The 24814-nt window shown below is 72.4% G+C and carries 25 protein-coding genes and 1 tRNA gene; 15 read left to right on the top strand and 11 right to left on the bottom strand.

The genetic code is table 11. The annotated features are described in order from the left end of the window. Positions 1-367: 367 nt before the first annotated feature. From FYW95_RS05735 to FYW95_RS05725, 3 genes are all read right to left on the bottom strand, one after another. Complete coding sequence (locus FYW95_RS05735; RefSeq protein ID WP_160050056.1) at positions 368-964, bottom strand: tetratricopeptide repeat protein; 597 nt, start codon at positions 962-964, stop codon at positions 368-370. Positions 965-1113: 149 nt separating this feature from the next. Beyond that, positions 1114-1186, bottom strand: a tRNA-Lys gene (locus tag FYW95_RS05730). A 116-nt stretch (positions 1187-1302) separates the two neighbouring features. Beyond that, positions 1303-2082, bottom strand: coding sequence for an MFS transporter (locus FYW95_RS05725; protein WP_236567693.1), 780 nt, complete (start codon positions 2080-2082; stop codon positions 1303-1305). On the opposite strand from FYW95_RS05725, the gene FYW95_RS28025 reads away from it, so the two are divergent. Together FYW95_RS28025 and FYW95_RS05720 are read left to right on the top strand one after the other, a co-directional pair. Then, positions 2072-2617 (top strand): hypothetical protein, encoded by a 546-nt coding sequence (locus FYW95_RS28025; protein WP_236567692.1) that lies wholly within the window; start codon positions 2072-2074, stop codon positions 2615-2617. The two genes, FYW95_RS05725 and FYW95_RS28025, sit on opposite strands and share 11 nt — an antisense overlap. A gap of 453 nt (positions 2618-3070) precedes the next feature. Further along, a complete protein-coding gene (locus FYW95_RS05720; protein WP_159941733.1) occupies positions 3071-4213 on the top strand; it encodes an undecaprenyl-diphosphate phosphatase in 1143 nt (380 codons plus the stop codon). 51 nt (positions 4214-4264) lie between these two features. Here the strand turns inward: FYW95_RS05720 and FYW95_RS05715 are convergent, their stop codons facing one another. Then, entirely contained in the window at positions 4265-4516 is a 252-nt protein-coding gene (locus FYW95_RS05715) for a hypothetical protein (RefSeq protein WP_236572061.1), read from the bottom strand. A gap of 382 nt (positions 4517-4898) precedes the next feature. On the opposite strand from FYW95_RS05715, the gene FYW95_RS05710 reads away from it, so the two are divergent. The 7 genes from FYW95_RS05710 to FYW95_RS05680 all read left to right on the top strand — a co-directional run bounded on the left by FYW95_RS05710 (position 4899) and on the right by FYW95_RS05680 (position 11420). Then, positions 4899-5303, top strand: a complete 405-nt coding sequence (locus tag FYW95_RS05710) for a hypothetical protein (protein WP_236567690.1) — start codon at positions 4899-4901, stop codon at positions 5301-5303. 470 nt (positions 5304-5773) lie between these two features. Beyond that, entirely contained in the window at positions 5774-6577 is an 804-nt protein-coding gene (locus tag FYW95_RS05705; RefSeq protein WP_159941731.1) for an ABC transporter ATP-binding protein, read from the top strand. Between the two features lie 14 nt (positions 6578-6591). Beyond that, complete coding sequence (locus FYW95_RS05700) at positions 6592-7431, top strand: ABC transporter permease (protein WP_159941730.1); 840 nt, start codon at positions 6592-6594, stop codon at positions 7429-7431. 9 nt (positions 7432-7440) lie between these two features. Next, the gene (locus tag FYW95_RS05695; RefSeq protein ID WP_159941729.1) at positions 7441-8553 is read left to right on the top strand and encodes an ABC transporter substrate-binding protein; all 1113 of its coding nucleotides are present in this window, start codon (positions 7441-7443) and stop codon (positions 8551-8553) included. A 159-nt stretch (positions 8554-8712) separates the two neighbouring features. Beyond that, positions 8713-9801, top strand: coding sequence for an LLM class flavin-dependent oxidoreductase (locus tag FYW95_RS05690; RefSeq protein WP_159941728.1), 1089 nt, complete (start codon positions 8713-8715; stop codon positions 9799-9801). A gap of 323 nt (positions 9802-10124) precedes the next feature. Next, positions 10125-10460: a DUF2795 domain-containing protein gene (locus FYW95_RS05685; protein ID WP_159941727.1), complete on the top strand. Its 336-nt coding sequence runs from the start codon at positions 10125-10127 to the stop codon at positions 10458-10460. A gap of 75 nt (positions 10461-10535) precedes the next feature. Beyond that, positions 10536-11420, top strand: coding sequence for an aminoglycoside phosphotransferase family protein (locus tag FYW95_RS05680; RefSeq protein WP_160050055.1), 885 nt, complete (start codon positions 10536-10538; stop codon positions 11418-11420). Positions 11421-11668: 248 nt separating this feature from the next. On the opposite strand, the gene FYW95_RS05675 is transcribed toward FYW95_RS05680, so the two are convergent. Further along, the gene (locus FYW95_RS05675; RefSeq protein WP_159941725.1) at positions 11669-12571 is read right to left on the bottom strand and encodes an alpha/beta fold hydrolase; all 903 of its coding nucleotides are present in this window, start codon (positions 12569-12571) and stop codon (positions 11669-11671) included. Positions 12572-12807: 236 nt separating this feature from the next. Between FYW95_RS05675 and nhaA the strand changes: the two genes are divergently transcribed. Next, positions 12808-14079, top strand: coding sequence for a Na+/H+ antiporter NhaA (gene nhaA, locus FYW95_RS05670; RefSeq protein WP_159941724.1), 1272 nt, complete (start codon positions 12808-12810; stop codon positions 14077-14079). Positions 14080-14555: 476 nt separating this feature from the next. On the opposite strand, the gene FYW95_RS05665 is transcribed toward nhaA, so the two are convergent. Next, positions 14556-16121 carry an SLC13 family permease gene (locus FYW95_RS05665; protein ID WP_159941723.1) on the bottom strand — a complete coding sequence of 522 codons (1566 nt, stop codon included), beginning with the start codon at positions 16119-16121 and terminating at the stop codon, positions 14556-14558. 282 nt (positions 16122-16403) lie between these two features. On the opposite strand from FYW95_RS05665, the gene FYW95_RS05660 reads away from it, so the two are divergent. Beyond that, positions 16404-17354 carry a TAXI family TRAP transporter solute-binding subunit gene (locus FYW95_RS05660; RefSeq protein WP_159941722.1) on the top strand — a complete coding sequence of 317 codons (951 nt, stop codon included), beginning with the start codon at positions 16404-16406 and terminating at the stop codon, positions 17352-17354. Positions 17355-17390: 36 nt separating this feature from the next. Here FYW95_RS05660 and FYW95_RS05655 read toward each other — a convergent pair whose 3' ends face one another. The 4 genes from FYW95_RS05655 to FYW95_RS05640 form a co-directional block, all read right to left on the bottom strand. Next, positions 17391-18788: a HAMP domain-containing sensor histidine kinase gene (locus FYW95_RS05655; RefSeq protein WP_159941721.1), complete on the bottom strand. Its 1398-nt coding sequence runs from the start codon at positions 18786-18788 to the stop codon at positions 17391-17393. A 5-nt stretch (positions 18789-18793) separates the two neighbouring features. After that, positions 18794-19471: a response regulator transcription factor gene (locus tag FYW95_RS05650; protein WP_159941720.1), complete on the bottom strand. Its 678-nt coding sequence runs from the start codon at positions 19469-19471 to the stop codon at positions 18794-18796. A gap of 156 nt (positions 19472-19627) precedes the next feature. Next, positions 19628-20068 (bottom strand): DoxX family protein, encoded by a 441-nt coding sequence (locus tag FYW95_RS05645; RefSeq protein WP_159941719.1) that lies wholly within the window; start codon positions 20066-20068, stop codon positions 19628-19630. 186 nt (positions 20069-20254) lie between these two features. Next, a complete protein-coding gene (locus tag FYW95_RS05640; protein WP_159941718.1) occupies positions 20255-20761 on the bottom strand; it encodes a MarR family winged helix-turn-helix transcriptional regulator in 507 nt (168 codons plus the stop codon). A 73-nt stretch (positions 20762-20834) separates the two neighbouring features. On the opposite strand from FYW95_RS05640, the gene FYW95_RS05635 reads away from it, so the two are divergent. The 4 genes from FYW95_RS05635 to FYW95_RS05620 all read left to right on the top strand — a co-directional run bounded on the left by FYW95_RS05635 (position 20835) and on the right by FYW95_RS05620 (position 24013). Beyond that, positions 20835-21623, top strand: coding sequence for a dioxygenase family protein (locus FYW95_RS05635; protein WP_159941717.1), 789 nt, complete (start codon positions 20835-20837; stop codon positions 21621-21623). Between the two features lie 156 nt (positions 21624-21779). After that, positions 21780-22247 carry an NADAR family protein gene (locus tag FYW95_RS05630; RefSeq protein ID WP_370462363.1) on the top strand — a complete coding sequence of 156 codons (468 nt, stop codon included), beginning with the start codon at positions 21780-21782 and terminating at the stop codon, positions 22245-22247. Positions 22248-22303: 56 nt separating this feature from the next. After that, a complete protein-coding gene (locus FYW95_RS05625; protein ID WP_160050054.1) occupies positions 22304-23050 on the top strand; it encodes an SDR family NAD(P)-dependent oxidoreductase in 747 nt (248 codons plus the stop codon). 720 nt (positions 23051-23770) lie between these two features. Then, positions 23771-24013, top strand: a complete 243-nt coding sequence (locus FYW95_RS05620) for a hypothetical protein (protein ID WP_159941715.1) — start codon at positions 23771-23773, stop codon at positions 24011-24013. Between the two features lie 7 nt (positions 24014-24020). Here FYW95_RS05620 and FYW95_RS05615 read toward each other — a convergent pair whose 3' ends face one another. Continuing rightward, a complete protein-coding gene (locus FYW95_RS05615; RefSeq protein WP_159941714.1) occupies positions 24021-24776 on the bottom strand; it encodes an SDR family NAD(P)-dependent oxidoreductase in 756 nt (251 codons plus the stop codon). Positions 24777-24814: the final 38 nt, after the last annotated feature.

Here is a 24814-nt window from a genome sequence, read left to right as displayed (position 1 = left end):
CCCCGGGCTCTAGCAACAGGGCCGTGAACGTTCCGGTTCACGGCCCTTCCTTTCGTCCGTCTGGGCCTATAAGGGGTGGGCCTCCCGTATTGGTCGGCACCAGAGGAGCACGCTCTTCTGCGCCGATCAGAAGTTGAGGGTGCTCTCAGACGCCGCACGAGAGCCGTTGGGGTTCAAGCGCGCAGCTGTGCGCTTAGGTTCGTCCTGGGTACACCGCTCTTATGGACGAAGAAAATTCCATCTCTGATGCCCAAGTCGCCGAGGATGAGGCGTGGTTGCATGCCTTGCCTTCGGGAGAGCGGGCTCTAGTGGAGATGCTGCTCCAGCGGCTGTACGAAGCCGAAAACGATAGCGTCCACCGCCCTCGTTAACGGTCGCGGTTCCTCAAGAATTCGAGCGTGTGTCGAGTGGACAGGGTGTCGGGATGGTCCGCGCCCAACACCCGCACCTGCGCCTGCAGCAACGCCTCGAACCCCGCCACCGCACCCGCCACATCACCTGAATGGCCACGCCAGAACGCCAGGTTGCTCCGCGTGATCAAGGTGTCGGGATGATCCGCGCCGAGTCTTTGAATTGCTGTCTTCGTCATGTCCTTCCAGTAACCGATGGCCTGTGCCACCGCTCCTGACTCACCCAGGCTGGCACCTGCACGAAACAGCACTGGGTGAGCATCCGGTTCCCACAACCAGTCCTCGGCATGCGAGACCAAAACAGTGGTGTTGGAGCGCAACCGTTGCCCATGCACCGTGGCGTGCACCGTGTTCGACCACTCCTGGGCCAATGCGTTCGCGGCGACGATAGCCAACGCAGGATCGGGCCTCAGGTTGGGGTCATCGCGGGTAGCGCGCTGCACCAGACGGTGGACGGTCACCACGAAGCCGCCCCTCGAGGGATCGGTCGATGGCTCGTCGGTCTCCACAGTGATCAGGTGCAGACGCCGCAACACGTCCACAGCGTCGACCACGTCCTCAGCCGTGGGTGGAGCATTCAGGAGCGAGCATTCTCGCGAGGTGGAGGCACGGCCGAGGCTGAAGAGCACACATGGAGCAGAATCGAGGCAAGCCAGGCGCCCGAAATGCGCCTCACATAGCCTCTGAACTGGGATTTTACGGGTAGGCCCCCAGGGGCTCGAACCCTGAACCCACGGATTAAAAGTCCGTTGCTCTGCCAATTGAGCTAGGGGCCCGCGATCGGGCCGGAACCGGGGTCCCGGCCGTCGCCGGGGACCACTCTACCCCAGCGGTAGGGGCCGTGGACGGCTGGTGGGGCCGTGCGGGGGACGCCTCCGGGCCCTGACGCGGGTCAGCCGCGTCGGGCGGACAGCGCGACGGCGGGCGGCACGGCCAGCGCCAGTACGCCCCCGGCGGCGGACAGCAGGGCGTAGCTGCCCGCGGCCACGACCAGCCCGGAGGCCAGTCCGCCTCCGGCCCCGGCCACGGCGATGGCCACGTCCACCAGCCCCTGGGTCCTGGCGCGGTTGGCCAACGGCGCGTTCGCGGTGACCAGGGCGGTGCCCGCGACCAGGCCAAGGCTCCAGCCCAGGCCGAGCAGGGCCAGCGCCAGGGCCAGCAGGGCCACCGAGTGCGGCGGGGCCAGGAGTCCGGCGGACAGCAGGGTCAGGCCCGAGGCGGCGACCACGGGCAGCGGGCCGTGGCGGTCGACGAGGAACCCGCTGATCGGGGACGGCAGGTACATCGCCCCGACGTGGACCGCGATGACCAGGCCCGCGGCGCCGACGGAGTGCCCGTGGTGGGTCATGTGCACCGGGGTCATGGTCATGATCGCGACCATGACGAGCTGGGACAGCACCATGACCGTGGCTCCCAGCAGGACCCCCCGGACGTTGCCGGGCACGTCCCCGGCGGCCTCGGGGACCGCCTCGGCGCGGGCGGCGGCCGAGGCGCGGGCGGTGGTGAGCGGGTCGGGGCGCAGCAGCACCCACAGGACGGCCCCGGCCGCTGCGTAGGCGAGCGCGGCGAGCAGGAAGGGACCGGCCAGGGCCGGGATCCCCAGGGCGAGGGCGATCCCGCCGAGCGGGGTGACGAGGTTGGGCCCCACGACCGCGCCGAGCGTGGTGGCCACCAGGACGGTACTCAGCGCCAGCCGGGGCCGACTCGGCGAGGGGATCGCGGTACGCACCGCCCACGGGGCCTGGGATCTCACCGGAGCCGGACGCGAGGTGGCGCTGGGGGTGCGGGACGTGGTCGGGGCCACCGCCGCCGAGGTGTGGTCGAGGCGGCCGATCGGGACCCTGCCGGGACCGGACGCGGTCGACCGGCTGTGCGAGCTGACCGGCCGCCTGCTGGCGGCGGGGAGGGCCACGGGCGGGCCCGCCTTCGCCGCGATGGCGCCTCCGTTCGAGGAGGGCGGGGACTCCGTGCCGCAGGTACTGATGTCCCGCCTCGGGGCGCTGCGCCACCACCGGGCCGACGCCCACCGCGCCGCCTGGGCGGCGGCGGGCCTGACAGCCGAGCAGGTCCGCCGGGAGCCGCCGCGCCCGGCGGTCGAGGCGGACACCGACCGGCGCGACGAGCCCGTCTACGCGGCCCTGAGCCCGTCGGAGCGGTGGGAGTTCCTCGCCGTCCTGGGCGCGCTGCCCGACGGCCTGGGCTCCTGACCGCTCAGGCGCGGCCGCCCCGGCCTCCTCGCGGTGGAGTATCCGCAGGGCGCGCGTGTTTCCTCCGTGTCAGTTACCCGGCGCGTCCGGTTTCCTGCGAAATCCTTCCGATTCCGCAAGGCCGCCGGCGGATTCCGGGCAAAGATCCGGCCCGTACGGCGCCGTGAGCTGCCCGGAAAGTCAATGGCGCTCTTTTTTCACCGCGAAAAAGACCCCTCCGGACCATCCGAAAAGCACCGCCGAGGGAGGAAACCCCACCTTTGCCCTCCACCCCGGGTTCTCCCCCGGGACACCCGGTGCCCGCCCTCCGGACACCTGAACCGACCACCGCGATGACGTGCTGGTCCGGAGTTCTCAGTAAGCTTCGGGGGCCGTCCCCCTTGAGCGCGCCGCGTCGCGCGCCGACAGCCGCCCCGGTCGGGGCATCCGAAGCGTCCTGGAGCAGACTCTGCCGTGTCCATCTTCGAAGCAATCGTCCTTGGCCTGGTCCAGGGGCTGACCGAGTTCCTCCCGATCTCCTCCAGCGGCCACCTGCGCGTGGTGTCCGCCTTCTTCGGCTGGCCCGACCCGGGCGCCGCCTTCACCGCCGTCACCCAGCTCGGTACGGAGCTGGCCGTGCTGATCTACTTCCGGCAGCGGATCTGGGCGATCGTGTCGACGTGGACGAGGTCGCTGTTCGACCGGGAGCTGCGCGGGGACATCAACGCGCGCATGGGCTGGTACGTGATCCTCGGCTCGATCCCCATCGTCGTGCTCGGCCTGCTCCTGGAGGAGCAGATCGACAGCGTCTTCCGCGACCTGCGCCTGATCGCCCTGACCCTCATCATCTTCGGCGTGATCCTCGGCGTGGTCGACAGGTACACGCGCAAGCACCGGGAGCTGGAGGACCTCACCGTCTCCCGCGGCCTCACCTTCGGTCTGTTCCAGGCGCTGGCCCTGATCCCGGGCGTCTCCCGCTCCGGCGGCACCCTCACCGGCGGTATGCTGCTCGGCTTCAAGCGCAAGGACGCGGCCGAGTACTCCTTCCTGCTGGCCCTGCCCGCGGTCTTCGGCGCGGGCCTGTACAAGCTGACCGACATCGGCAGCAACGAGTACGCCGGCTGGGGCGCCACCATCGTGGGCACGGTGATCGCGGGCGTCGTCGGCTTCGTGGTGATCGCCTGGCTGATGCGGTTCATCTCCACGCACAGCTTCATGCCGTTCGTCTACTACCGCGTCGGGCTGGGCGTCCTCATCCTGGCCCTGGTCAGCTGGGGCGTGCTCGACCCGGAGGGCGGTGCGCACTCCCAGCCGGGCCGGAGCGAGATCGTCGGTGTGGAGGAGACTCCCGGGGAGGAGGAGTCCGAGCCCGCGGCCGAGCCGAGCCGGGAACCCTCCGAGGCGCCCTCCGCCGAGCCCTCCCCGGAGCCGGAGACCGCGGCCGTGGACCCGGCCACCGGCTGGGAGATCGACCCCGACGTGGGTCTGCCGCGCAACCCCGAGACCGGGCTGTACCACGACCCCGCGCTGGGGATGGACGTGGACTACGACCACGCGACCGGCCTGGCCACCAACCCGATGACCGGGGAGGCCTACGACCCCCGGGCCACCGGCTGACCGGGGTTCTCCGGCCGCCGGCCGACCGGGCCGGGCTCCCCGGCGTGCGGCTCAGCCGCCGAGGTTGCTCACCGCGGCGTCCAGCCGCCGCGCCAGGTCCTGCGCCCGCTCCTCGGTGAGCGGCTCGCCGCCGACCTCGGCGCCGAGGTCGGCGCGATCGGTCACCCGCAGCGCGCCCGCGTAGCGCGGGTCGGAGAGCCGCTCCGCCTCCACGACCTCGGCCCGGCCCTCGTGGACGATCAGCACCGGGTTCCCGCCCTCGGGACCCAACAGCCGGGTCACGTGTTCGGCACGAATGGTCACCACGCCCGCCTCCCTGGTCACTCGTCGGTTCCTGCCCGCCGCCTACCCGGGCGGGCGGGGGCCGACACACGGCGGACTTTCCGGGCCCGCGGCAGACGAATTCCGCACGCGTTCCCCTCATCCTTCCCGGTGGTGCCCGAGCACTCCCCCAGAGGGCTCGGCGCGCCCGCCTCGGGATCCGTCCCGGGAACGCCTCCCATAGCGGAACCCGGTCCCCGGAGCCGCCGGTGTGAAGCGCACCACGAAGCGAACCCGAAAAGGCAGGTCGGGCCTACCGGAACCCCTCTTGACCGAAGTGCGCAGAGTTAACTCCGGTGCCCGTGGAACCGGTGTGCATTAAAGTCTCTTTGCTATGGGGCATTCAGCGAGGAGTCCGTCGTCGGTGGACATCAAAGCGACGCGGCAGGGTCATTCCGAACTCGCCCGGGCGCTCTCCCACCACCTGGGCATCGACCTCGTCCCGCGTGAGTTCACCCTGCCCGACGGGACACGGATCGGAGTCGACTGCGCCGACGCGGACCCGCCGTCCGTCCTGGTCCAGTTCTCACCCCTGCACGGGCCCGTGAAGTCGGCCCAGCGCAACAAGATCATCGCCGACGCCTTCAAGCTCGTCTGGCTGCGCGACCACCACTTCCCGAACGCACACGCCCTCCTGGTGCTGGGCGAGCCGCTGGCCCGGCTCTTCGGACGCGGCGCCTGGCTGCCTGCGGCGTTCGCCTCACAGCGGATCACCGTCGCCCTCACGGACGACCAGCACCGCATTCGCGCGCTTGATATCAGTATGTGATCAAGGCTTCATAACGCGTTAATAAGCAATCTCTAACGTTCGTCCCGTCAACGATCCCCGCGGGCCGTCGACCCACCTGCTTCCGCCCGCTCTCCATCGAAGGTCCCCGGTCCGTCGTGCCCGGGGACAACTGTCTGGAGGGTGTCCCATGGGCCGTCCCCATGAGGTTGCCGCCGGCGGTGCCCCCCGCACCGCCGCGGCCTCCCCCGCCGTGCGCCCGAGCGCGGCCGCGCCGCACCGCCCCGTTTCCGCCGGCCCCCCGTTCCGCCGATGACGCCCGAGGAACCGCACGCCCCTTTTCGCCCCTCCCACAGCCATTCACAGAGTGAACACGTTGTGCAATCATCCGATCACATGCCTCGAGGAGCAGGTATGGCATCCCCGCCACCCCGCCGAGTGACCGGAGGCGGCACCGCCCCGCACGGACCGGAGCACCCGCGACCGCCGAGGCCTCGACGCCGGGACAACGTGTGAGCGAGGACCGGATCGAGGTACACGGCCTCACCAAGACCTACGAGGGCGGCGATCCGCGCCGCCCCGCGCTCGACGACATCCACCTGGAGATCCCGCGCGGCCGCTTCGTCAGCCTCATCGGCCCGAGCGGCTGCGGCAAGTCCACGCTCCTGCGCGTGATCGCGGGGCTGGAGGAGCACGACACCGGCGAGGTCACGGTCTTCGGCTCCACCCCCAGGAGCATGTGCGAGGCCAAGGCGGTGGGCCTGGTCCCCCAGACCCCCGCGCTGCTGCCGTGGCTGAACGTGCGCCGCAACGTCTCCCTGCCCGCCCGGGTCAACCGCCGGGCCGGAAGGGGCAGCGAGGACCCCGACCACCTGCTGCGCATGGTCGGGCTGGAGGACTCCGCGCGCAAGTACCCCGGGGAGCTCTCCGGGGGCATGCAGCAGCGGGTCGCCATCGCCCGGGCCTTCGGTCTGCGGCCCGACCTGCTGCTGATGGACGAGCCCTTCTCCGCCCTGGACGAGTTCACCCGTGAGGCGCTCCAGCTGCAGCTGCTCGGGCTGTGGGAGCGCATGGCCACCACGGTCGTCTTCGTCACCCACTCGGTTCGCGAGGCCGTCACGCTCTCCGACCGGATCGTCGTGATGTCGGCCCGGCCGGGCCGGGTGCACGAGGTCCTGCCCGTCGACCTGCCCCGCCCCCGCGGCCGGGACGTCGTGACCGGCCCCCGTATGCACGCCCTGGAGGACCGCGTCCGCGCGTCCCTGCAGTCCGCCTGGGAGGCCGGAGCCGCCCCCGACGACCTCATCCCCCTGTGAGAGGAGGACAGACCATGGCCACCAGCGCACCCGTGCGCGCCCGCCGCGACGGCGGGGCCCCCGCGCGCCGCCGGGCGGCGCGCGGCAGCCGCCTCGGACCCGGCGTGTGGCTGCCCACCGCCGTGGCGGTACTGACCGTGGGCCTGGGCTGGTCCGCGGTCGCCGCGGACCAGCCCTACCTCCTGCCGCCGCTGTCGGAGGTCGGCGCGATCCTCGTCGAGGACCCCCTGCTGTTCCTCTCCAACGCCTGGTCGACCCTCAGCATCGCCCTGCTCGGCGTCGCCTGCGGCGCGGGGACGGCCTTCGTGCTCGCGCTGCTGATGTCGGAGATCCCGGTGCTGCGCCGCGCGGTCATGCCTCTGGCGGTGGTCCTGAACGTGACTCCCGTCGTCGCCCTGGCCCCCGCCCTGGTGGTGGCCTTCGGCTTCGGCATGACCCCCAAGGTCATCGTGACCGCGATCATCACGTTCTTCCCCGTGCTGATCAACGTCACCACCGGGCTTCGGTCGGTGTCCCTCCCCGTCCTGCACGTCTTCTCGACGCTGCACGCCTCCCGGCTGGAGGTGCTGCTCCGGCTGCGGATTCCCAGCAGCCTTCCCTACACCCTCGCCGCGCTGCGGGTGGTGTTCCCCCTGTCCATCGTGGGCGCCGTGGTCGCCGAGTTCGTCGCGGCCGGGTCCTCCAGCGGACTCGGCACGATGATCCGCAACGCGGCCGCGACCGCCCGGTTGGAGTACGTCTACGCGGCCGTCGCCTGTCTGGCCGTGATGGGCGTGCTGATGCTCGCACTCATCACCCTCGTCGAACGCCGACTGCTGTTCTGGCACGAGTCACAGCAGCGAACACCCTCCTAAGGAGACCCCTTGAGTACCCCGCCTCATCATCACCGGCCCCGCCCCCTGCGCCCCGCGCTGGCGACCGCGGCGGCTTCGGCCCTGCTGCTCACCGCCGCGTGCGGCGGAGAACAGGCTCAGGAGGAAGCACCGGAGGCCGCCGCCGTCGTGGTCGACGACGAGCGCTGTGAGACCAACAAGGCGGCCGGAACGGTCACCTACATCACCGGCTACCAGTACCAGGCCTCCGTCAGCATCCTGGAGGCCATCGCCGCCGACGCCCTGGGCTACTTCGAAGCCGTGTGCCTGGACGTGGAGATCCAGCCCGGCAGCGGCGACACCATCGGCAACTCCCAGCTGGTGTCGGCCGGCACCGCCCACTTCACCTCCCTGGGCAACGAGGCCGAGGTCCTTCAGGCCAACGAAGCCGGGCACGAGGTGATCGGCGTGGCCACCTACGGGCACGTCCCCATCGCCACGCTGCTGACCGGCACCGACATCGGGGAGCTCAAGGACCTGGAGGGCAAGACCCTGGGCCACAAGGGCATGCTCCCCGCCCCGCTGGAGGCCATGCTGGTCGCCGACGGCGTCGACGTCGACTCCATGGAGATCGTCGAGGTCGGCTACGACCCCAGCGTGCTGCCCCGCGACCAGGTGCAGGCGCTGACGGGCTTCCGCTCCAACGAGCCGTTCCTGCTCGCCGACATGGGCGAGGAGTACAACGAGTGGCTGCCCGAGGACTACGGGGTCGTCGGGTCGTTCGGGGTGATGGCCACCAACCCCGAGTGGGCCGAGGAGAACCCGACGGTGGTCGAGGACTTCCTGCGCGCACTCGCCCGTTCCTTCGACTACTGCCAGGACAACGGTGAGGAGTGCGTCGGCTACGCCGCGGAGCTGGACGAGGCCGGGTACGACGTCGAGCACAACCTGCGCGTGTGGAACACCGAGCACGAGCTGGTGAACGCCTCCACGCCCGACGACGCCGTGGTGGGCTACATCGACCTCAACCTCACCGAGGCCGAGGGCGAGACGCTCGTCGACAACGGCCAGCTCGACAAGCTGCCCTCCCTGGAGCCCCTGTTCGAGCCCCGCTACCTGCAGGCCGTCCACGTGGCCACCGAGGTGTCCTGGCCCGACCAGTAGGACCCCGCAGCATCCACAGACCCGCCCGGTGCCGCGCGCCGGCCCCACAACGGCCGCGCGGCACCGGGAACGCGCCGCGCGCACCAGAGCGCACCACGCGCACCAGAGCAGCACACCGCGCACACCACGCGCACCAGAGCAATGACCGAGGAGCCAAGGATGGCAGCAGCAGGCGAGCCGACGGCCGCCGACACCGAGTACGGAATCTTCCTGCCCATCGGGAACGGGGGGTGGATCGTCTCGGAGACCGCGCCGCACCCGGAGGCGACCTACGAGTACAACAAGAAGGCCGCGGTCCTGGCCGACGCCTACGGGCTCGACTTCGTCATGTCCATGGGCAAGTGGCGCGGCTACGACGGCGCGACCGACCACTGGGGGCGGACCCTGGAGTCGATCACGATGATGTCGGGCCTGGCCGAGGCCACCGAGCACGTCAAGGTGTGGGCGACCGTCCACACGAACCTGTTCCACCCGGCCATCGCCGCCAAGATGTACACCACGCTGCAGGACGTCAGCGGCGGCCGGGCGGGGATGAACATCGTCGTGGGCGCCTACGCGGACGAGTTCCGGCAGATGGGCCTGTGGCGGGAGGACCTGGAGCACGGCGACCGCTACCGCTACACGGAGGAGTGGACCAGCGTCCTCAAGCGGCTGTGGACCGAGGACTCGGTGACCCACCACGGCGAGTTCTTCCAGCTCGACGACTGCCGTTCGCGCCCGCACCCGACTCCGGCGCCGACCCTGATCAGCGCGGGCCGCTCCGAGACCGGCCTGGAGTTCCAGGCGCGGCACTGCGACGGCTCGTTCCTGACCGCGCAGGACCTGCCGGGCCTGCGCGACGCCAGCCGCGACGTCAAGGAGCGCGCCGCCAAACAGGACCGGCGCATCAGGACGTACTCGATGCTCACCGTCATCATGGCCGACACCGACGCCGCCGCCGAGGAGCGCAGGCTGACGTACGGACGGGGCGCCGACGTCGACGCGATCGTCAACCTGAAGATGTCCTGGGGCCTGCCCCTGGACCGGGCCCTGTCGCTGACCTCTGAGCGGCCCGAGGACGAGGCGTTCCAGACGCCCTTCGTCACCGGTTCGCCCGAGACGGTGGCCGCGCGGATCCGCGAGATCGTGGAGTACGCCGAGCTCGACGGCCTGATGCTGATCTTCCCCGACTACCACGCGGACATGGTGGAGTTCGGGGAGAAGGTCATGCCGCTGCTGCGCCCGGAGACGCAGGCGCCGCGGAGCTGACGGCGGGGGCGGTCCCGGCGGCGGCGGGGAGGGGCCGTCGACGGGACGAGGAGGCCCGCCGCCGGGAAGGCGAGTCCGCCGCCGCGTCGGCCGCGCGGCGGGCCCCCACGGCCGGGACCTCCGCGGTCGAACCCCCGACGGCCGGGACCCCCGCGCTCGGGCCCCGACGGTCGGTCCGCTGGCGGTTGGAGCCCCCACGGTTGAGCCCTCCACGGTTGGAGCCCCGCCCGACCGGGTAGCAACCCCCGTGTCCTGGCAGGTCGGGCCGCTCGCCGCCGCTGACGTGGGCGGTCCGGCCCGCACACGCGTCGGAGGGACCGAACATGAGCGTCAAGCACGGCATCAGGGGACTCCAGGAGATCCTGGGCGAGGTGGGCTTTCCCGCCGGCAAGGACCGCATCGTGGCGCACGCGCGGGACGCGGGGGCCGACGAGGAACTGCTGAGCGCGCTGCGGGCGATGCCGCCCGCCGACTACAACGAGCCCAACGAGGTCCTGCGCTCGGTGCCCCTGCCCCGGTCCGACACCGACTCCTCGCCCGAGTCCGCCCGCGCCCAGCACCGCAGGGAGCACACCAAGCCCGGTATGGCGGAGTCGATGAAGGAGACCCGGCCGGTCAACCCGATCGAGGAGGAGCTGGGCGAGAACCGCAAGGCCTGAGCCCGTTCCCCGGACCCGGCGGCGCGGTGCCGGGTCCGGCGGCGCCCTCCCGGGGCCTGCCCGATCATGGGGGGTATGGACACCCCCGCCGCGGAGTTCGCGATCACCGTCCCCCTCGTCCGGTGCCTGCTCCGGGAACAGCACCCCGACCTGGCCGCGCTCCCCCTCACCCCGTTCTCCAACGGATGGGACAACGCGATCCTGCGCCTGGGCGACCGGCTGGCCGTGCGGCTTCCGCGCCGTGAGCGCTCCGCCGGGCTGATCCTCGGCGAACAGCGCTGGCTGGGACCGATCGCCGACCGGGTCGGCGTCCCGCTCCCCGTACCCGTCCGCGTCGGCGTCCCCGGCAGCGGCTACCCCTGGCACTGGTCGGTCATCCCCTGGTTCGAGGGGAGCCCCGCCGCCGCGCTGCCGGTCGCCGCCCGGCGCCCACTGGCCGCGCCGCTGGCGGAGTTCGCGGCGCTCCTGCACGCCCCGGCGCCGGCGGAGGCGCCCGCCAACCCCTTCCGCGGCGTGCCCCTGGAGCACTGCCGCGACCGCGTCCACGAGCGCCTGCGCGGGAACACCGTGCCCCGGGCGGACGAACTCCTGGCCCTGTGGGAGCGGTTGAGCGCGACCCCGCCCTGGCCCGGGCCGCCCGTGTGGCTGCACGGCGACCTGCACCCCGCCAACGTCCTCGTCACCTCCGGGGACGAACCCCGACTGGCCGCCGTCCTGGACTTCGGCGACCTGACAGCGGGGGACCCCGCCACTGACCTGGCCGTGGCCTGGCTGCTGTTCGACGGCCCCGGGCGGGCCGCCTTCCGGGCCCGTCTGGAGGCGCTCCGCGCCGTGGACCCCGCCACCTGGGACCGCGCCCGGGCGTGGGCCGTCCTGTTCGGAGGCCTGCTGGGCGCGCTCACCGACGACCCCCCGCTGGCCGCGGTGGGCGCGCACGCCCTGGAACAGGTCCTGGACTGAAGGTCCGCCGCGTCGCGCCGGACGGTCCGCCCCCCTGCCCCGCTGCGGCGAGGACACCCCCGTGGCCCTCGGCGCGCGGGGGGACCGCCGCTCCGGACCTCGTCGGGGACGGGCCCGGCCGGGCCCGCGACCGGTGAGGCGGGGGCGCGAAGGCCCAGCTCATACGCTCGGCAGACATAACGGTCACCGTGCCAGGTGTCCGGACTCCCGTCCACCGGACGCGAGGCCCGTCCGCGGAACGCGGGCGGTCAGTCCACCGAGCGCAGCAGTTCGGCGATCCGCTCGGGCTGCTCGTCCGGGGCGAGGTGGCCCGCGCCCTCCAGGACCACCACGTCCGCGTCCAGGAGGCGGTGCGCTGGCCCGTGCAGGCGCGTGGGCGAGAAGAACGCGTCGTGGGAGCCGGTGGCCACGACGACCGGGGTGGACTCCCAGGGGCGCAGGCACTCCAACGGCAGCGGACCGGGTGCCAGGCTGGTCCGGCAGTGGCGGCCCACCAGCGTCATCCACTCGGCGTGGGGGTGCGTGCCGGAGGAGGCGTAGGCCGGGCCGCTCATGAAGTTGAGCATGCGGGTGCTCTTGTCCTCGCGCGGACCGATCATCCACGGGAGGGCGACCCGCATGAGTTCCGGGCTCTTGGCGGCCGCGGTCAGGCCGGCGGGGCCGACGAGGACCAGGGCGCGCACCAGGGGCGAGGGCCGGGCCGACAGGGCCACGGCGGCGCCGAGCGAGTGGGCGAGCACGGTGACCGGCTGCTCGGTGAGGCGGGGGAGCACTTCGTCGAACCAGGAGCCGTAGGCCGCGGCTCGGTCCGTGCGGGGGCGGAACCCGGCGCTGAGACCGGGCTGTCCCGGAAGGTCGACGAGGATGACCTCGCGGTCCCCGGCCAGGACCCGGGCGGTGCCCACTGAGGTGGCGGAGTTGAAGTTGGTGCCGCTCAGGACGACCACCGGCGCGCGCTCCCCGCCGCGGGCGTCCCCGCCCGGCCCGGCGGGGGCGCGAAAGGCCCGGGTGGCGCCGAGCGCCGTACCGCACTCGGGCAGGGCGGTGAGCTCCGGCCAGTCGGCGATCCTGCGCTCGCACCAGGCGCGTACGGCGCGCGCGCCGGCCTCGGAGCGGTAGATGCGCGCACCCTGGAGTGGGGAATCAGGCATGAGACACCTGTTGTTTCACGTTAGGCGACAGTGAGTGACCGCCGACCAGTCTTCCCGGCACACCTGGCGAAGACTGTACCGGTCCGGGTTCGGGCGTGCCGCACAGGACCGGACACATGCCCTCTGGGCTGGACATTTGCCCCACCTTGGGCGAGCATGGGCGAGGCGCACTGGCGCCTAGGTGTGCCGGGAAGACTGGTCGGCGAGTCCCTGCCAGCCGTACCCGAAAGGTGCATATGAGCATCGACCCGATCGAGCATTCCCCCAGTTCCGGGGTCACCTCCCGACTCGCCGACGCGCTCCGCAGTGACAGCGTCGGCGGTTTCTTGTTGATCGCCGCCGCCGCGCTCGCCCTCGTCTGGATCAACTCCCCGTTCAGCGAGTCCTACGAGAACCTGCGCGCGATCACCATCGGGCCGGAGTCGCTGCACCTGAACCTGTCGCTGGAGACGTGGGCGGCCGACGGCCTCCTCGCGATCTTCTTCTTCGTGGTCGGCAACGAGCTCAAGCAGGAGTTCGTCAACGGCGAGCTGCGCAACCCCAGGCGCGCCATGCTGCCGATCGTCGCCGCCATCTGCGGCATGATCGTGCCCGCCGGGATCTACGTCGCGATCAACATCACCTCGCCCGACACCATCCAGGGGTGGGGCATCCCGATGGCCACCGACATCGCCTTCGCCCTGGCCATCCTCGCGGTGGTCGGCCGCGGCCTGCCCCCGGCGCTGCGCACCTTCTTGCTGACGCTGGCGATCGTGGACGACCTCGGCGCGGTCATCGTCATCGCGGTGTTCTACACCTCGGGCATCAACTTCCTGGCCCTGCTCGCCGCCGCCGCGGGCCTGGGCGTGTTCTGGTACCTGCAGCGGGGCCGCGGCCTGGCCGCGAAGCTCAACGCCTCGGTGGTCCCCAACTGGGTGGTCTACGTGCCCCTGGCGGTGCTGATCTGGGTGCTGGTCCACGAGAGCGGCGTGCACGCCACCATCGCCGGTGTGGCCATGGGTCTGCTGATGCGCACCAACAAGCTGCCCGGTGAGCACCACGACCCCAGCCACGGCGTGGAGCAGCTGCTGCGCCCCTGGTCCGCGGGTCTGGCCCTGCCGATCTTCGCGTTCTTCTCCGCCGGTGTGGTCTTCGACGGCTTCGGCGACGTCCTCACCGACAGCGCCGCGCTGGGCATCATCGCCGGCCTGATCCTCGGCAAGGTGATCGGTATCGCGGGCGGATCGTGGATCACCACGAAGCTGACCAGCGCCGAGCTCAACCCGAGTCTGCGCTGGATCGACATCGTCGGCATGTCCCAGCTGGCCGGTATCGGCTTCACCGTGTCGCTGCTGATCAGCGAACTGTCGTTCCTCGACTCGCCGGGGCACCTGGCCCACGCCAAGACGGGTGTGCTGGTCGCCTCGCTGATCGCCACCCTCCTGGCCGCGGTCATCCTCGGCTCCCGTTCCCGGTACTACCAGAGGGCGGGCCGCCAGCCCGACCCGACGGGCACCCCCGCCGAGTAACCGGAGCGCATCCCCGCCGGGCTCTCCGTCTGGGAGGGCCCGGCGGAGTTCTGGAGGTCTCGGAGCGCGCCTTCCGATGGACGAGGGCGGTGCGCGAGAGGAACGAGGCTCTCCGGCCGAAGACGGCGCGGAGGGGGCGCGTCCCGCATCAGGGACGCGCCCCCTCCGTGCGTCACGGGCCCCGGAAGGGCGGCCGGGAAGGCGCCCAGGCCCGCCGCCAGACCTCGCGGCGCGGGGGCGCCCGGCCCGTCCGTGCGCAGGTCCCCGGCTCGGGGCGGTTCCGTGGGCGGGGCGGCCATGCGGTGGCCGTGGCCGGTGAGGGCCTCGGCCAGGGCGGGGCGACGGGCCCGGGCTCGAACGGGCCCTCCCACGCGAGGCGGCCGGGGATGCGCCCGCGTACGCGAACGGGCGCCCCGGCCCGGCGAACGCGCTGCGGGCGTCCACCGGGCCCCGGCGCCCGTCAGGGGCCGCCCCGGTCAGAGGGCGATGCCCAGCGCCCAGCTCATGAGGGCGTACATCGCGCCGAGGATGAGGACGAGGGCGATGAGGTTCAGCCACAGGCCGCCGCGCATCATCTGCCCGATCGTCACGTGGCCCGAGCCGAAGGCGATGGCGTTCGGCGGGGTGGCGACCGGGAGCATGAAGGCCATGGTGGCGGCCAGGATGGCCGGGACGATGAGCAGCATGACGTCGACGTTCATCCCGACCGCCACACCGCCGAGGATCGGGAGGAAGGTGGCGGCGGTGGCGGTGTTGCTGGTGAGCTCGGTCAGGCCCAGGACCAGGGCGGCGACCGCCAGGATGATGACCCACACCGGGACGCCCGCCAGAGCGGAGACCTGGCCGCCGATCCAGGTGCTCAGGCCCGAGGCCGTGAACTGCGCGGAGACCGCCAGGCCGCCGCCGAAGAGGAGCAGGATGCCCCAGGGGAGCTTGACGGCGGTCTCCCAGTCGAGCAGGCGGTGCGTGCGGTCGGCCGGGAGCAGGAACAGCACGATCGCGGCGGCGATCGCGATGACCGCGTCGCCGACGCTGCCCAGCCAGGGCGCGACGGAGGCGACGGCCCCGATGTCGGCCAGGATCGGGACGAAGATCCAGCAGAACGCGGCGGAGGCGAAGACGGCGAGCACCAGCTTCTCGGCGCGCGACATCGGGCCCATCTCGGTGAGCTCGTCCCGGATGAGCTGCTGGGCGCCCTCGACCCTGCTGATCTCGGGGCGGAAGACGCGCACCAGGACCAGCCAGGCGATGAGCAGGAAGACGGCGGCCAGCGGGACACCGGCCGTCATCCACTGCCCGAAGCCGATGTGGATGTCGTGGTTGTCGGCCAGGTAGGCCACCATCAGCACGTTGGGCGGGGTGCCGATGAGGGTGGCGACGGAACCGATCGAGGCGGCGTAGGCGATGCCGAGCATGAGCGCGGTGGCGAAGTTCGCGTCGGTCCTGCCGTTGCGGAACTGCGCGATGAGGGTGATCACCGACAGGCCGACCGGGAGCATCATGACGGCCGTGGCCGTGTTCGACACCCACATGGAGATGAACGCGGTCGCGAGCATGAAGCCGCCGACCAGCCCGGCCGTGTTGGAGCCGACCTTGGAGACGATGGTCAGCGCGATCCGCTTGTGCAGGTTCCACCGCTGCATCGCCAGGGCGAGCATGAACCCGCCCATGAACAGGAAGATGATGTCCGATCCGTAGGAGGTCGCCACGTCCTTGGCGCCCGTGCCCTCGACCATGACCGGGAAGAGCACCAGCGGCAGCAGTGAGGTGACCGGGATCGGGATCGCCTCGGTGGCCCACCAGACGGCGATGAACGCGGTGATGCCCGCGACGGCCGCGCCGTTGGCCGACAGGACCGGCTCGCCCTCCTCCCCCTCGCCGAGGGGCAGCGGCATGTCCGGCATGAGGAAGTAGACCAGCAGGCCGAGCAGCGGACCGGCGACCAGTCCGATGGCCCGGGAGCGGGGGAAGCTGTTCGCGGGCTTGCCGTCCTGTGTGGGCGACGTGGTGTCCGGCGTGTCGACACCCTTCTGGGACGCCATGGGTTCCTCCTGTTGTGGGCGGTGGGGGCGAACGCCCGCCCGGGATGAACCCGGCGTCTCTTCGGGTTTTCCGCCTGGTTTCTCCCGGGTTACTCCGACTTGATACAGCGATGGTGGTGATCTCACCGAGCTGTGTCCAACACCTCACCAAAACTTGGGATTCCTCTGACATTGGGCCACGGTGGGTCGGTGGACCTGGACGCAGGGTGATCCGCGGGCGGTACTCGGAAGGGGCCGTCTCCCCTGGTCCGGCCGCGTTCCCGCACTGTCTAGGCTGCACGTATGCAACCGAGCGGACCGGACCGGCGCACCGCCCTGAGGGGGGCCGCGGGCGCCCTCGTGGCGGCCGCGGCGGTCGGCTGCGCCTGGCGGGAGGATCCGTCCGCCCCCGCGACCCTGGTGGTGGCCACCGGCCCGCCCGGTGCCGTGTACCGGGAGATCGGCGCGGAGATCGCGCGCCTGCTGGACGAGCGGCTGCCCGACACGCGTGTGGAGGCCGTCGAGACGGGCGCCTCGCACGACAACCTACGCCTCCTCGACGCGGGCGGGGCGCATCTGGGCCTGTCCAGCCTGGACTCGGTGCTGGCCGAGGATGTGGCCGAAACCGACCCCCTCCGCGCGATCGGCCGCCTCTACGACAGCTTCACGCACCTGGTGGTGCTGGACGCCTCGCCCGTGCGGCGGCTGGCCGACCTGGAGGGGCGCAGGGTGTCGGTGGGCGCGGTCAACTCCGGCACCGAGTTCACCTCCGAACAGATCCTCACCGAGACCGGCGTGGAGCTGGAGGCGGTGCGCATGGACCAGGCGGCCTCCGCCGAGGCGCTGGGGCGCGGGGAGATCGACGCGATGTTCTCCCTGACCGGACTGCCGACCCCGGCCATCGCCGACCTGGCCGAACGGCACGTGGTCCGCCTGATCGACCTCTCCGACGCCGCGGTCGCGATGGCCGAGGCCCACCCCGAGGCGTACTTCCCCGCCAGCGTCCCGGCGACCACGTACGAGGGCGTGCCCGCGTGCCCCACCATGTCCGTGCCGAACCTGCTGCTGTGCTCGGCCGACCTGCCCGAGGACCTCGCCTACCTGGTCACCGACACCGTGTACACGCGCGCCGGACGGATCGCGGACACGCGGCCGGAGGCGGCGCAGATCAACGTGCGCACCGGCATCTCCACCGGTGTGGTCCCCCTGCATTCCGGGGCCGCGCGCTGGTACCGGGACAACAAGCCCTCCTGAGGCGGCCCGGGCCCGCCGGTCCGGTCAGCGCTCCGGTCAGTCGGCCCTCGGCGCGGTCGGCAGGGTGATGACCACGCCGAACCCCGGACCCGCCCCGCCGGGCAGGCCCTCCCCGAGCTCCAGTCCCCCGCCCGCCTCGCGGACCAAATCCGCGACGATCGCCAGCCCCATGCCGGTGCCCTCGACGTTCTGGTGCCGGGGTGAGCGCCAGAAGCGGTCCAGGGCCGCCTCGCGCTCCCGGGGCGGGAGCCCCTCCCCGTCGTCGAGCACACTGATCCGCGCCGGGCCGGCGGCCCGCGCGCGCACCTCCACCCGGGTGCCGCCGGACAGGCGCAGGGCGTTGCTCACCAGTTCGTCGAGGATGCTGCCCAGGCCCCCCGCGGGTGCCTGCACCCACAGGTCCCCGGGGACGTCGGCCGACACGGCGATCCCCCGGGCCCGGCCCAGGGCGCGCCAGCGCTCCACCCGTGTCTCCAGTAGCTCCGCCACCTCCACGGCCTCGGTCCCGGTGACGCTCTCCAGCCGGGTCGCGGCCAGCAGGGAGTTGAGCATCCGGTGCATGGCGGTGGTCTCCTCCACCGCCACGGCGTGCGCCTCCCGGGCCTCCTCCGTGGTCAGGTAGGGCGCGAGGTTCTCCACCGACAGGCGCAGGCTCGCCAGCGGGTTGCGCAGCTGGTGGGAGGCCTCCGAGACGAAGGCCCGCTGGCGCTCCAGGGCCCGGCTCACCACGCCGACCATCGTGTTGAAGGACTCCGTGAGGCGGCGCAGCTCCGGCGGTCCGCGCTCGGCGTCCACCCGCACGTCCAGGTCCCCCGACGCGACCGCGGTGGTGGCGGCGTCCAGCCCGACGATGGGGCGCAGCACCCAGCGCGACAGCGGCAGCGAGGCCGTCACCAGCAGTCCCAGGGGCACCAGGCTGAACAGGCCGAGCCAGCCCCACGAGACGAGGATGTCGGTGCCGAGGCGGTCGGTGGGGGCCGCCAGCACGACCGCGCCGACCACCTCGCTGTCACGGCCGATGGGCTCGGCGACCACCAGGGGCGCGGAGGTCCAGGGCCAGACGGTGGTCGGCGGCGCGGGGCGCTCGCCCGCCAGTGCCGCGGTGACCGGGGCGGACGACTCCAGGTCCGCCAGCACTCCGCGCAGGTAGGGGATCCCGCCCGAACCGGTGACGGTCTCCCCGTCGGGGGCGACCACGACCACCGGGATGCCGTACAGCTCCTCGTAGCGGGACATCTCCCGCACGAGCGCGTCCCGTCGGTCGGTCTCCAGGGCCGTTCGGGACAGGGCGGCGAAGCGGCCCGCGTCGCCCAGCCGGTCGACGTAGACCTCCTGGGTGCGCTGCTGGGCGATGACCCCGCCCACGGGGACGACGACCGCGGCGACCAGCACGAAGGCGGCGGGCAGGAGGACCGCGAGCAGGCGGCGGAGCACGTCCCTCAGCCCTCGTGCAGGACGTAGCCGACGCCGCGCACGGTGCGGATGCGCGCGGCGGGGCCCAGCTTGGCGCGCAGTGAGCCGACGTGGGTGTCCAGGGTCCGGGACGAGGTCTCCCAGGAGGCGCCCCACACCTGGTCGAGGATCTGGTCGCGGGGCACGACCGACGGAGAGCGGGCGGCCAGCAGGGCCAGCAGGTCGAACTCCTTGCGGGTCAACTGGAGCTCGGTGTCGCCGACCCGGGCCGCGCGGGAGCCGGGGTCGACGCTGAGCGTGCCGATCAGCAGCGGGGGCTCATCCTCCACCGCGCCGGCCCGCGCGGTCCGGGTCCGGCGCAGGACCGCGTCGATGCGGGCGAGGAGTTCGGCTACGCCGAAGGGCTTGACGACGTAGTCGTCGGCCCCGGCGCGCAGACCGCGCACGCGTTCGCGCTCCTCGCCGCGCGCGGTGACCGCGATGATGGCGGTCTGCGGGCGCTCGCGCAGCCGGCGCAGCAGGTCGATCCCGTCGGCGTCGGGGAGGCCGAGGTCGAGGAGCACGACGTCGGCGGGGGGCGCACTGAGGGCGCGCTCGGCGGTGGCGACCCGCTGGACGTCGAAGGAGGCCGACTTCAGGGCGGTCACCAGACCACGGGCGACACGGTCGTCGTCCTCGACCACGAGAATGCGCATGACCAGCATGGTAGGCAGTCGCCGTTCCGCCCGCGCCGCGGCGCGGGCGGAACGGGCCGGCCGAACCGGGCGAGCGCCGCGGGGCGGAGGCGCCCCGGCGGCGGAGGGTCCCCGGATCGGGACCCGGGCCGTCCGTTTCCGGCGACGGACGGTCCGGGCACCCGGTCAGGAGGCTGGCGCGGGCTCAGGGGTGCCGCGGCGGGGGCGCCCCCAGGGCGTGAGGCGGTCCAGCGCGTAGCGGCCGCCCGTGAAGCCGAGGGCGAGGGAGCAGGCGCCGAGGATGAGCAGGTACTCGTAGCCGCCGACCAGCGGGTCGCCGAGGTGGGCGAAGAAGTAGGCGTTGGCCATCATGAACGCCAGCAGCAGGCCCGCCAGGGGCAGGGCGATGCCGACGATGAGCGCCAGTCCGCCCCCCACCTCGATGAAGGCCCCGAGCAGGGCGGCGAACCCGGGGAAGGGGATCCCGAGGGCGGCGAAGCCCTGGGCGGTGCCGTCGAGGTCGGTGGCCTTCGGCCAGCCGTGGGCGATGAAGACGACGCCGACGGCCACTCTCGCGAGCAGTGTCGTGACGTCGCCGACGCGGGACACGAGCGTCTTCTCGGTCATGGGGATTCCTGTTCTGTGAGCGGGTACCCCAGGCGGAGGACGCACCCCCACATGACGCTTGAGGGTGCAACCTTTTCCCAGGAAGGTAAATGGTAATACCAAATCAGGCGAACACATAGGGTGCCAAGGCCCAATATTTTCCCCGTCCGCCGTCCGGCCTGGTCAGGCGGCAGAACAGAACGTGGTTCAGTCCTGACGCACGGTGCCGTCCGGGTCGTCGTACCGGAACCGCTCACCGCGCGGGTCGAGGGCGCCGAGCATGGACTCCGAGATGGCGCGCAGCTGGCGGACCTGCTCGTCGGTGAGCGTGTCGAAGAGCACCCGCCGGACCTCGTGGACGTGGCCCGGCGCCGCCGCGCGCAGCGCCTCCAGCCCGCGCGGTGTGAGCGCGGCGATGGTGGTCCGCCGGTCCGCCGGGCGCTTGAAGCGGCGGATCAGCCCCTCCTCCTCCAGGCGCGTCGCCGCGTGTGACAGGCGACTGGGCGAGGACCGCAGCAGCCGGGCCAGCTCGGTCATCGTCAGCTCGCCCCCCGGGGCCTCGGAGAGCATCGCCAGCGCCTGGTAGTAGGCGTGGGGCATGCCGGAGTCGCGTCTGAGCTGCCGGTCCAGCTCCCCCTCCAGCAGGCGGACGGCGGCCAGGAAGGTCCGCCAGGTGCGCTGCTCACCCTCGTCGAGCCACCTCGTGTCGGCCATCAGGCCCGTGCCCCCAGGAATAACTTGAGAGTTCAACTGTGTTCTGGTCAAAATAATCTCCCCGGAGGACGCCATGGCACAGCAACCACCACGTATGCCGACCCTGTACCTCAGCCACGGGGCGCCGCCCCTGGCGGACGACACCGAATGGACCCGGCAGCTGGCCGACTGGTCCGCTGGCATTCCCCGCCCGAGCGCGATCCTCATCGTCTCGGCGCACTGGGAGGACACTCCGCTCACCGTCGGCGCCACGGCGGACGGGGTACCTCTGACCTACGACTTCTGGGGCTTCCCGCAACGCTACTACGGAGTCACCTATCCGGCCCCGGGAGCGCCGGGACTCGCCCGGCGCGTCGGCCGACTCGTCTCCGGTCCGGGCCGGGAGCCGCACCAGGACCCGGGGCGCGGGCTCGACCACGGCGCGTACGTTCCCCTGAAGGAGATGTACCCCGAGGCCGACGTCCCGGTCCTGCAGGTGTCCATGCCGACGCTGGACCCGGCGGAGCTGCTGGCTCTCGGGCGTCGCCTCGCCCCGCTGCGCGACGAGGGGGTCCTCATCGTCGGCAGCGGGTTCACGACGCACAACCTGCGCGAGATGTCGCGGCAGGCGCACGGTCCGGCCCCCGCCTGGTCGGCGGAGTTCGACGACTGGGTGCACCGCGCCGTGGTCGGCCATGACGTGGACGCGCTGCTGGACTTCGGGAACAAGGCCCCGGCCGCCGCGATCGCGCACCCGCGCAGCGACCACTTCGCGCCCCTGTTCGTGGCGATGGGCGCCAGCCTGGACGGGCACGAGCGCTCCCTGTCCACGGTGGACGGGTTCTGGTACGGCCTGGCAAAGCGGTCGTTCCAGTTCGACTGAGCACCCCTGCCCCGGACGTGGCGCCGCCTGGGAGACTGACCGCATGACGGACACACACGCACCCGCCGGCGCGCGCACGGTCCAGGAACTGATCGCCGCCGGGGACGGGCCCGGTACCTGTTCTTCTGGAGCCACCGGCCGCCCGCGTCCGGCGGTGTGTCGGCGAGCTGCCTCTCCCAGTGGTGGCCCGCCGGCCTCACCGTGAACGGGGTCTCCTACCGCACCGCCGAGCACTACATGATGGCCGCCAAGGCCCGCCTGTTCGGCGACGGCGAGGCCGAGGAGCGGATCCTCGCGGCGGGGCACCCGCGGGACGCCAAGGAGATCGGCCGCCGGGTGCGCGGCTTCGACCAGCGGACCTGGGAGGCGCACCGCTTCGGGATCGTGGTGGAGGGCGGCGTCGCCAAGTTCGGCCAGAACCCGGACCTCCGCGCCTTCCTGCTCGGCACCGGTTCGCGGGTGCTGGTGGAGGCCAGCCCGCGCGACCGGGTGTGGGGCATCGGCCTGGACGCCCGGCACGACGACGCGGAGGTTCCGGAGCGCTGGCGGGGCCTGAACCTGCTGGGCTTCGCGCTCATGGAGGCCCGGTCCCGGCTCGCCGCGGACGGTCTCCGGTCCGGCTGAGAGCCACGTCCGTTTTCCGCCGGACTCGCGCGGCCCCGAACGCCATGATCGAAGCCATGACCGAACAGAATCTGACGAACAAGGTCGCGCTCGTCACCGGCGGCGGCCGCGGAATCGGTGCCGCCGTAGCCCTGCGCCTGGCGCGGGCGGGCGCCGACGTCGCCCTCACCTACCAGCGGGACGAGGACTCCGCCGCACGCGTGGTGGCCGGGATCGAGACGCAGGGACGCAAGGCCCTGGCCCTGCGCGCGGACGGGGCCGACGCCGAGGCGGTGGTCGCGGCCGTGGAGGGCACCGCGGAGACCTTCGGCCGCCTGGACATCCTGGTCAACAACGCGTCCGCCTTCCCGGTCGGCCCCTACCAGGAGGTCACCGCGGACGAGATCGACCGGGTCCTCGCCGCGAACGTGCGCGCGCCCTTCCTGGCCGCGCAGGCGGCCCTGCGCCACATGGGCGAGGACGGGCGCGTCATCACCGTGGGCAGCAACGTGGCGGAACGCGTTCCCTTCGGCGGCCTGACCCTGTACACCCTGAGCAAGTCCGCGCTCAGCGGGATGACCCGGGGCCTGGCCCGGGACCTGGGCGCGCGCGGGGTCACCGTCGTCCAGGTCAACCCCGGCCCCATCGACACCGACCTGAACCCGGCCGATGGCCCCAACGCCGACGGCGTCCGCTCGCTCGTGCCCCTGGGGCGGTTCGGCCTCCCGGAGGAGGTAGCGGAGACGATCGCGCACCTGGCCGGTCCCGGCGGACGGTTCGTCACCGGGACGGTGGTGAGCGTGGACGGGGGAATCAGCGCCTGACCGGCGTCCGGCCGGAAACCCGCCCCGACCGGACGCCGGTCGGGGCCTCGGACCTCGTACCCCCCGCAGACGCGGACCTGCGCGGTGTCGCGCGTGCGCACGCCCGGCGGCCAGCCCGCCACGCCGTCCCCGGTGGTCACCCGGTACAGGGTGGAGGTCCCGCCGCTCTCGTCCGTGACGGCCACGCCATCAGTGACCGGGCACGACGCCTGGAGGACGTCGCCGTGCCACACCCGCCCCGCCCGGTTTCCGGGGTCGGCGTAGGGCGCGTAGGGGTCGTGGACGATCCTCAGGCCGCACTCCCGGGTGCGCGGGGCCGCTGACGCCGGTGTCTTCCGCGCCGGCCCCGTCGGGGTCGCGCGCCGCCGTTGACGGCGGCGGTGCGGACCGCGGTGGTTCCCGGGGGCTCGCGGAACCGGGGCCACCGACAGTGCCGGCATCACAGGCGGACACAGGACAATGGGAATGGGATGTTTGTAGCTTCTCGCGCTTTATGCCGGCCTTTTTCCGAATCGCAGTCGGTGCTCACCGACGCATCACGCGAATTTCACCCGTCATACCTTCCGCGAGGGACGTGCCGTGCTGCGGACCGGAGTAGAGTCCGAGGACGCGGGCAGTACGCGACCGCGATTCCCGGCACTCTCGCCGTCGGACGGACCGCTCCGCCGCGTGTCACCGTCCTCATCCGACAGGACGAATCCACACTTCCAGGGACTTCCCATGGCCTATTACCGCATCGAGTTGCGCGACGGCTCTTCCCACACCCTGCAGGCGACGCGCCTGCGCACCGACGCGCGCAGCCTCTACCTCGAGGAGCGCACCGCCGGTGCGTGGACCGAGGTGTTCACGAACCCGCTCACCGACGTGGAGCGCGTCCAGCGCCGCTTCACCGAGAACGACGGCACCTGGACCTGGCTCAACGAGCGCCTGCCCGCGCCGATCGGCGGCGTCCGGTCCTGGTGAGGCCTCCCTACCAGGGCAGGACTCCGTAGCTCTCCGGGTCCGCTTCCGAGGCCAGGTGGCCCCACAGCACCCCGGTGGGCCCGTCGTCGGGCAGGTTCGCCAGGTGCAGGCTCACCCGCGCGCCCTGCTCGGGGGTGCGCGGCCCCGTGCGCGCGTTGAGGTCGGTCGCGCAGTACCCGGGGTTGGCCGCGTTGACCTTGGCTCCGGCGGGGGCCAGGGCCTTGGCGTACAGGGCCGTCACCATGTTCACCGCCGCCTTGGAGGCGGGGTAGCCCGCGTTGCCCCGCATCGCGAAGAACGGGCTGTCCGGGTCGGTCATCGTGCGGATCGAGCCGATCTCGCTGGACACGTTCACCACCCGCGCCGACTCCGAGCGGCGCAGCAGGCCGAGGAAGGCGTCGGTGACCGTCACCAGGCCCACCACGTTCACCTCCAGCATGCGCAGGAACGCGTCGGGGTCGGACTCACCGAACCCGCCCCACCCCATGGCCACGCCCGCGTTGTTGACCAGCACGTCCAGCCGCCCGAACTCCTCCCCCACACCGGCCGCGGCGGTCCGGACGCCGGCGGCGTCGGTGACGTCCAGCGCCAGCGCGCGGGCGTCCAGGCCCTCCTCTCGCAACGCCCTCTCTGCCTCGGCTCCGCGCTCCGCGTCCCGCGAGCCGAGAAGCACCGTCATCCCCTCCAGGCCGAGCAGCCGCGCGGTCTGGAATCCGATTCCCTTGTTCGCCCCCGTCACCAGGGCGATCCTCGTGTTCGTCATGGCACCAGCGTGCGGGGGGCCGGGACGGCGGGGAAGGC

Origin of the sequence: Nocardiopsis sp. FR4 (assembly GCF_009830945.1) — a bacterium.
Lineage (GTDB): Bacteria > Actinomycetota > Actinomycetes > Streptosporangiales > Streptosporangiaceae > Nocardiopsis.
This window is presented reverse-complemented; position numbering and strand designations above follow the sequence as displayed.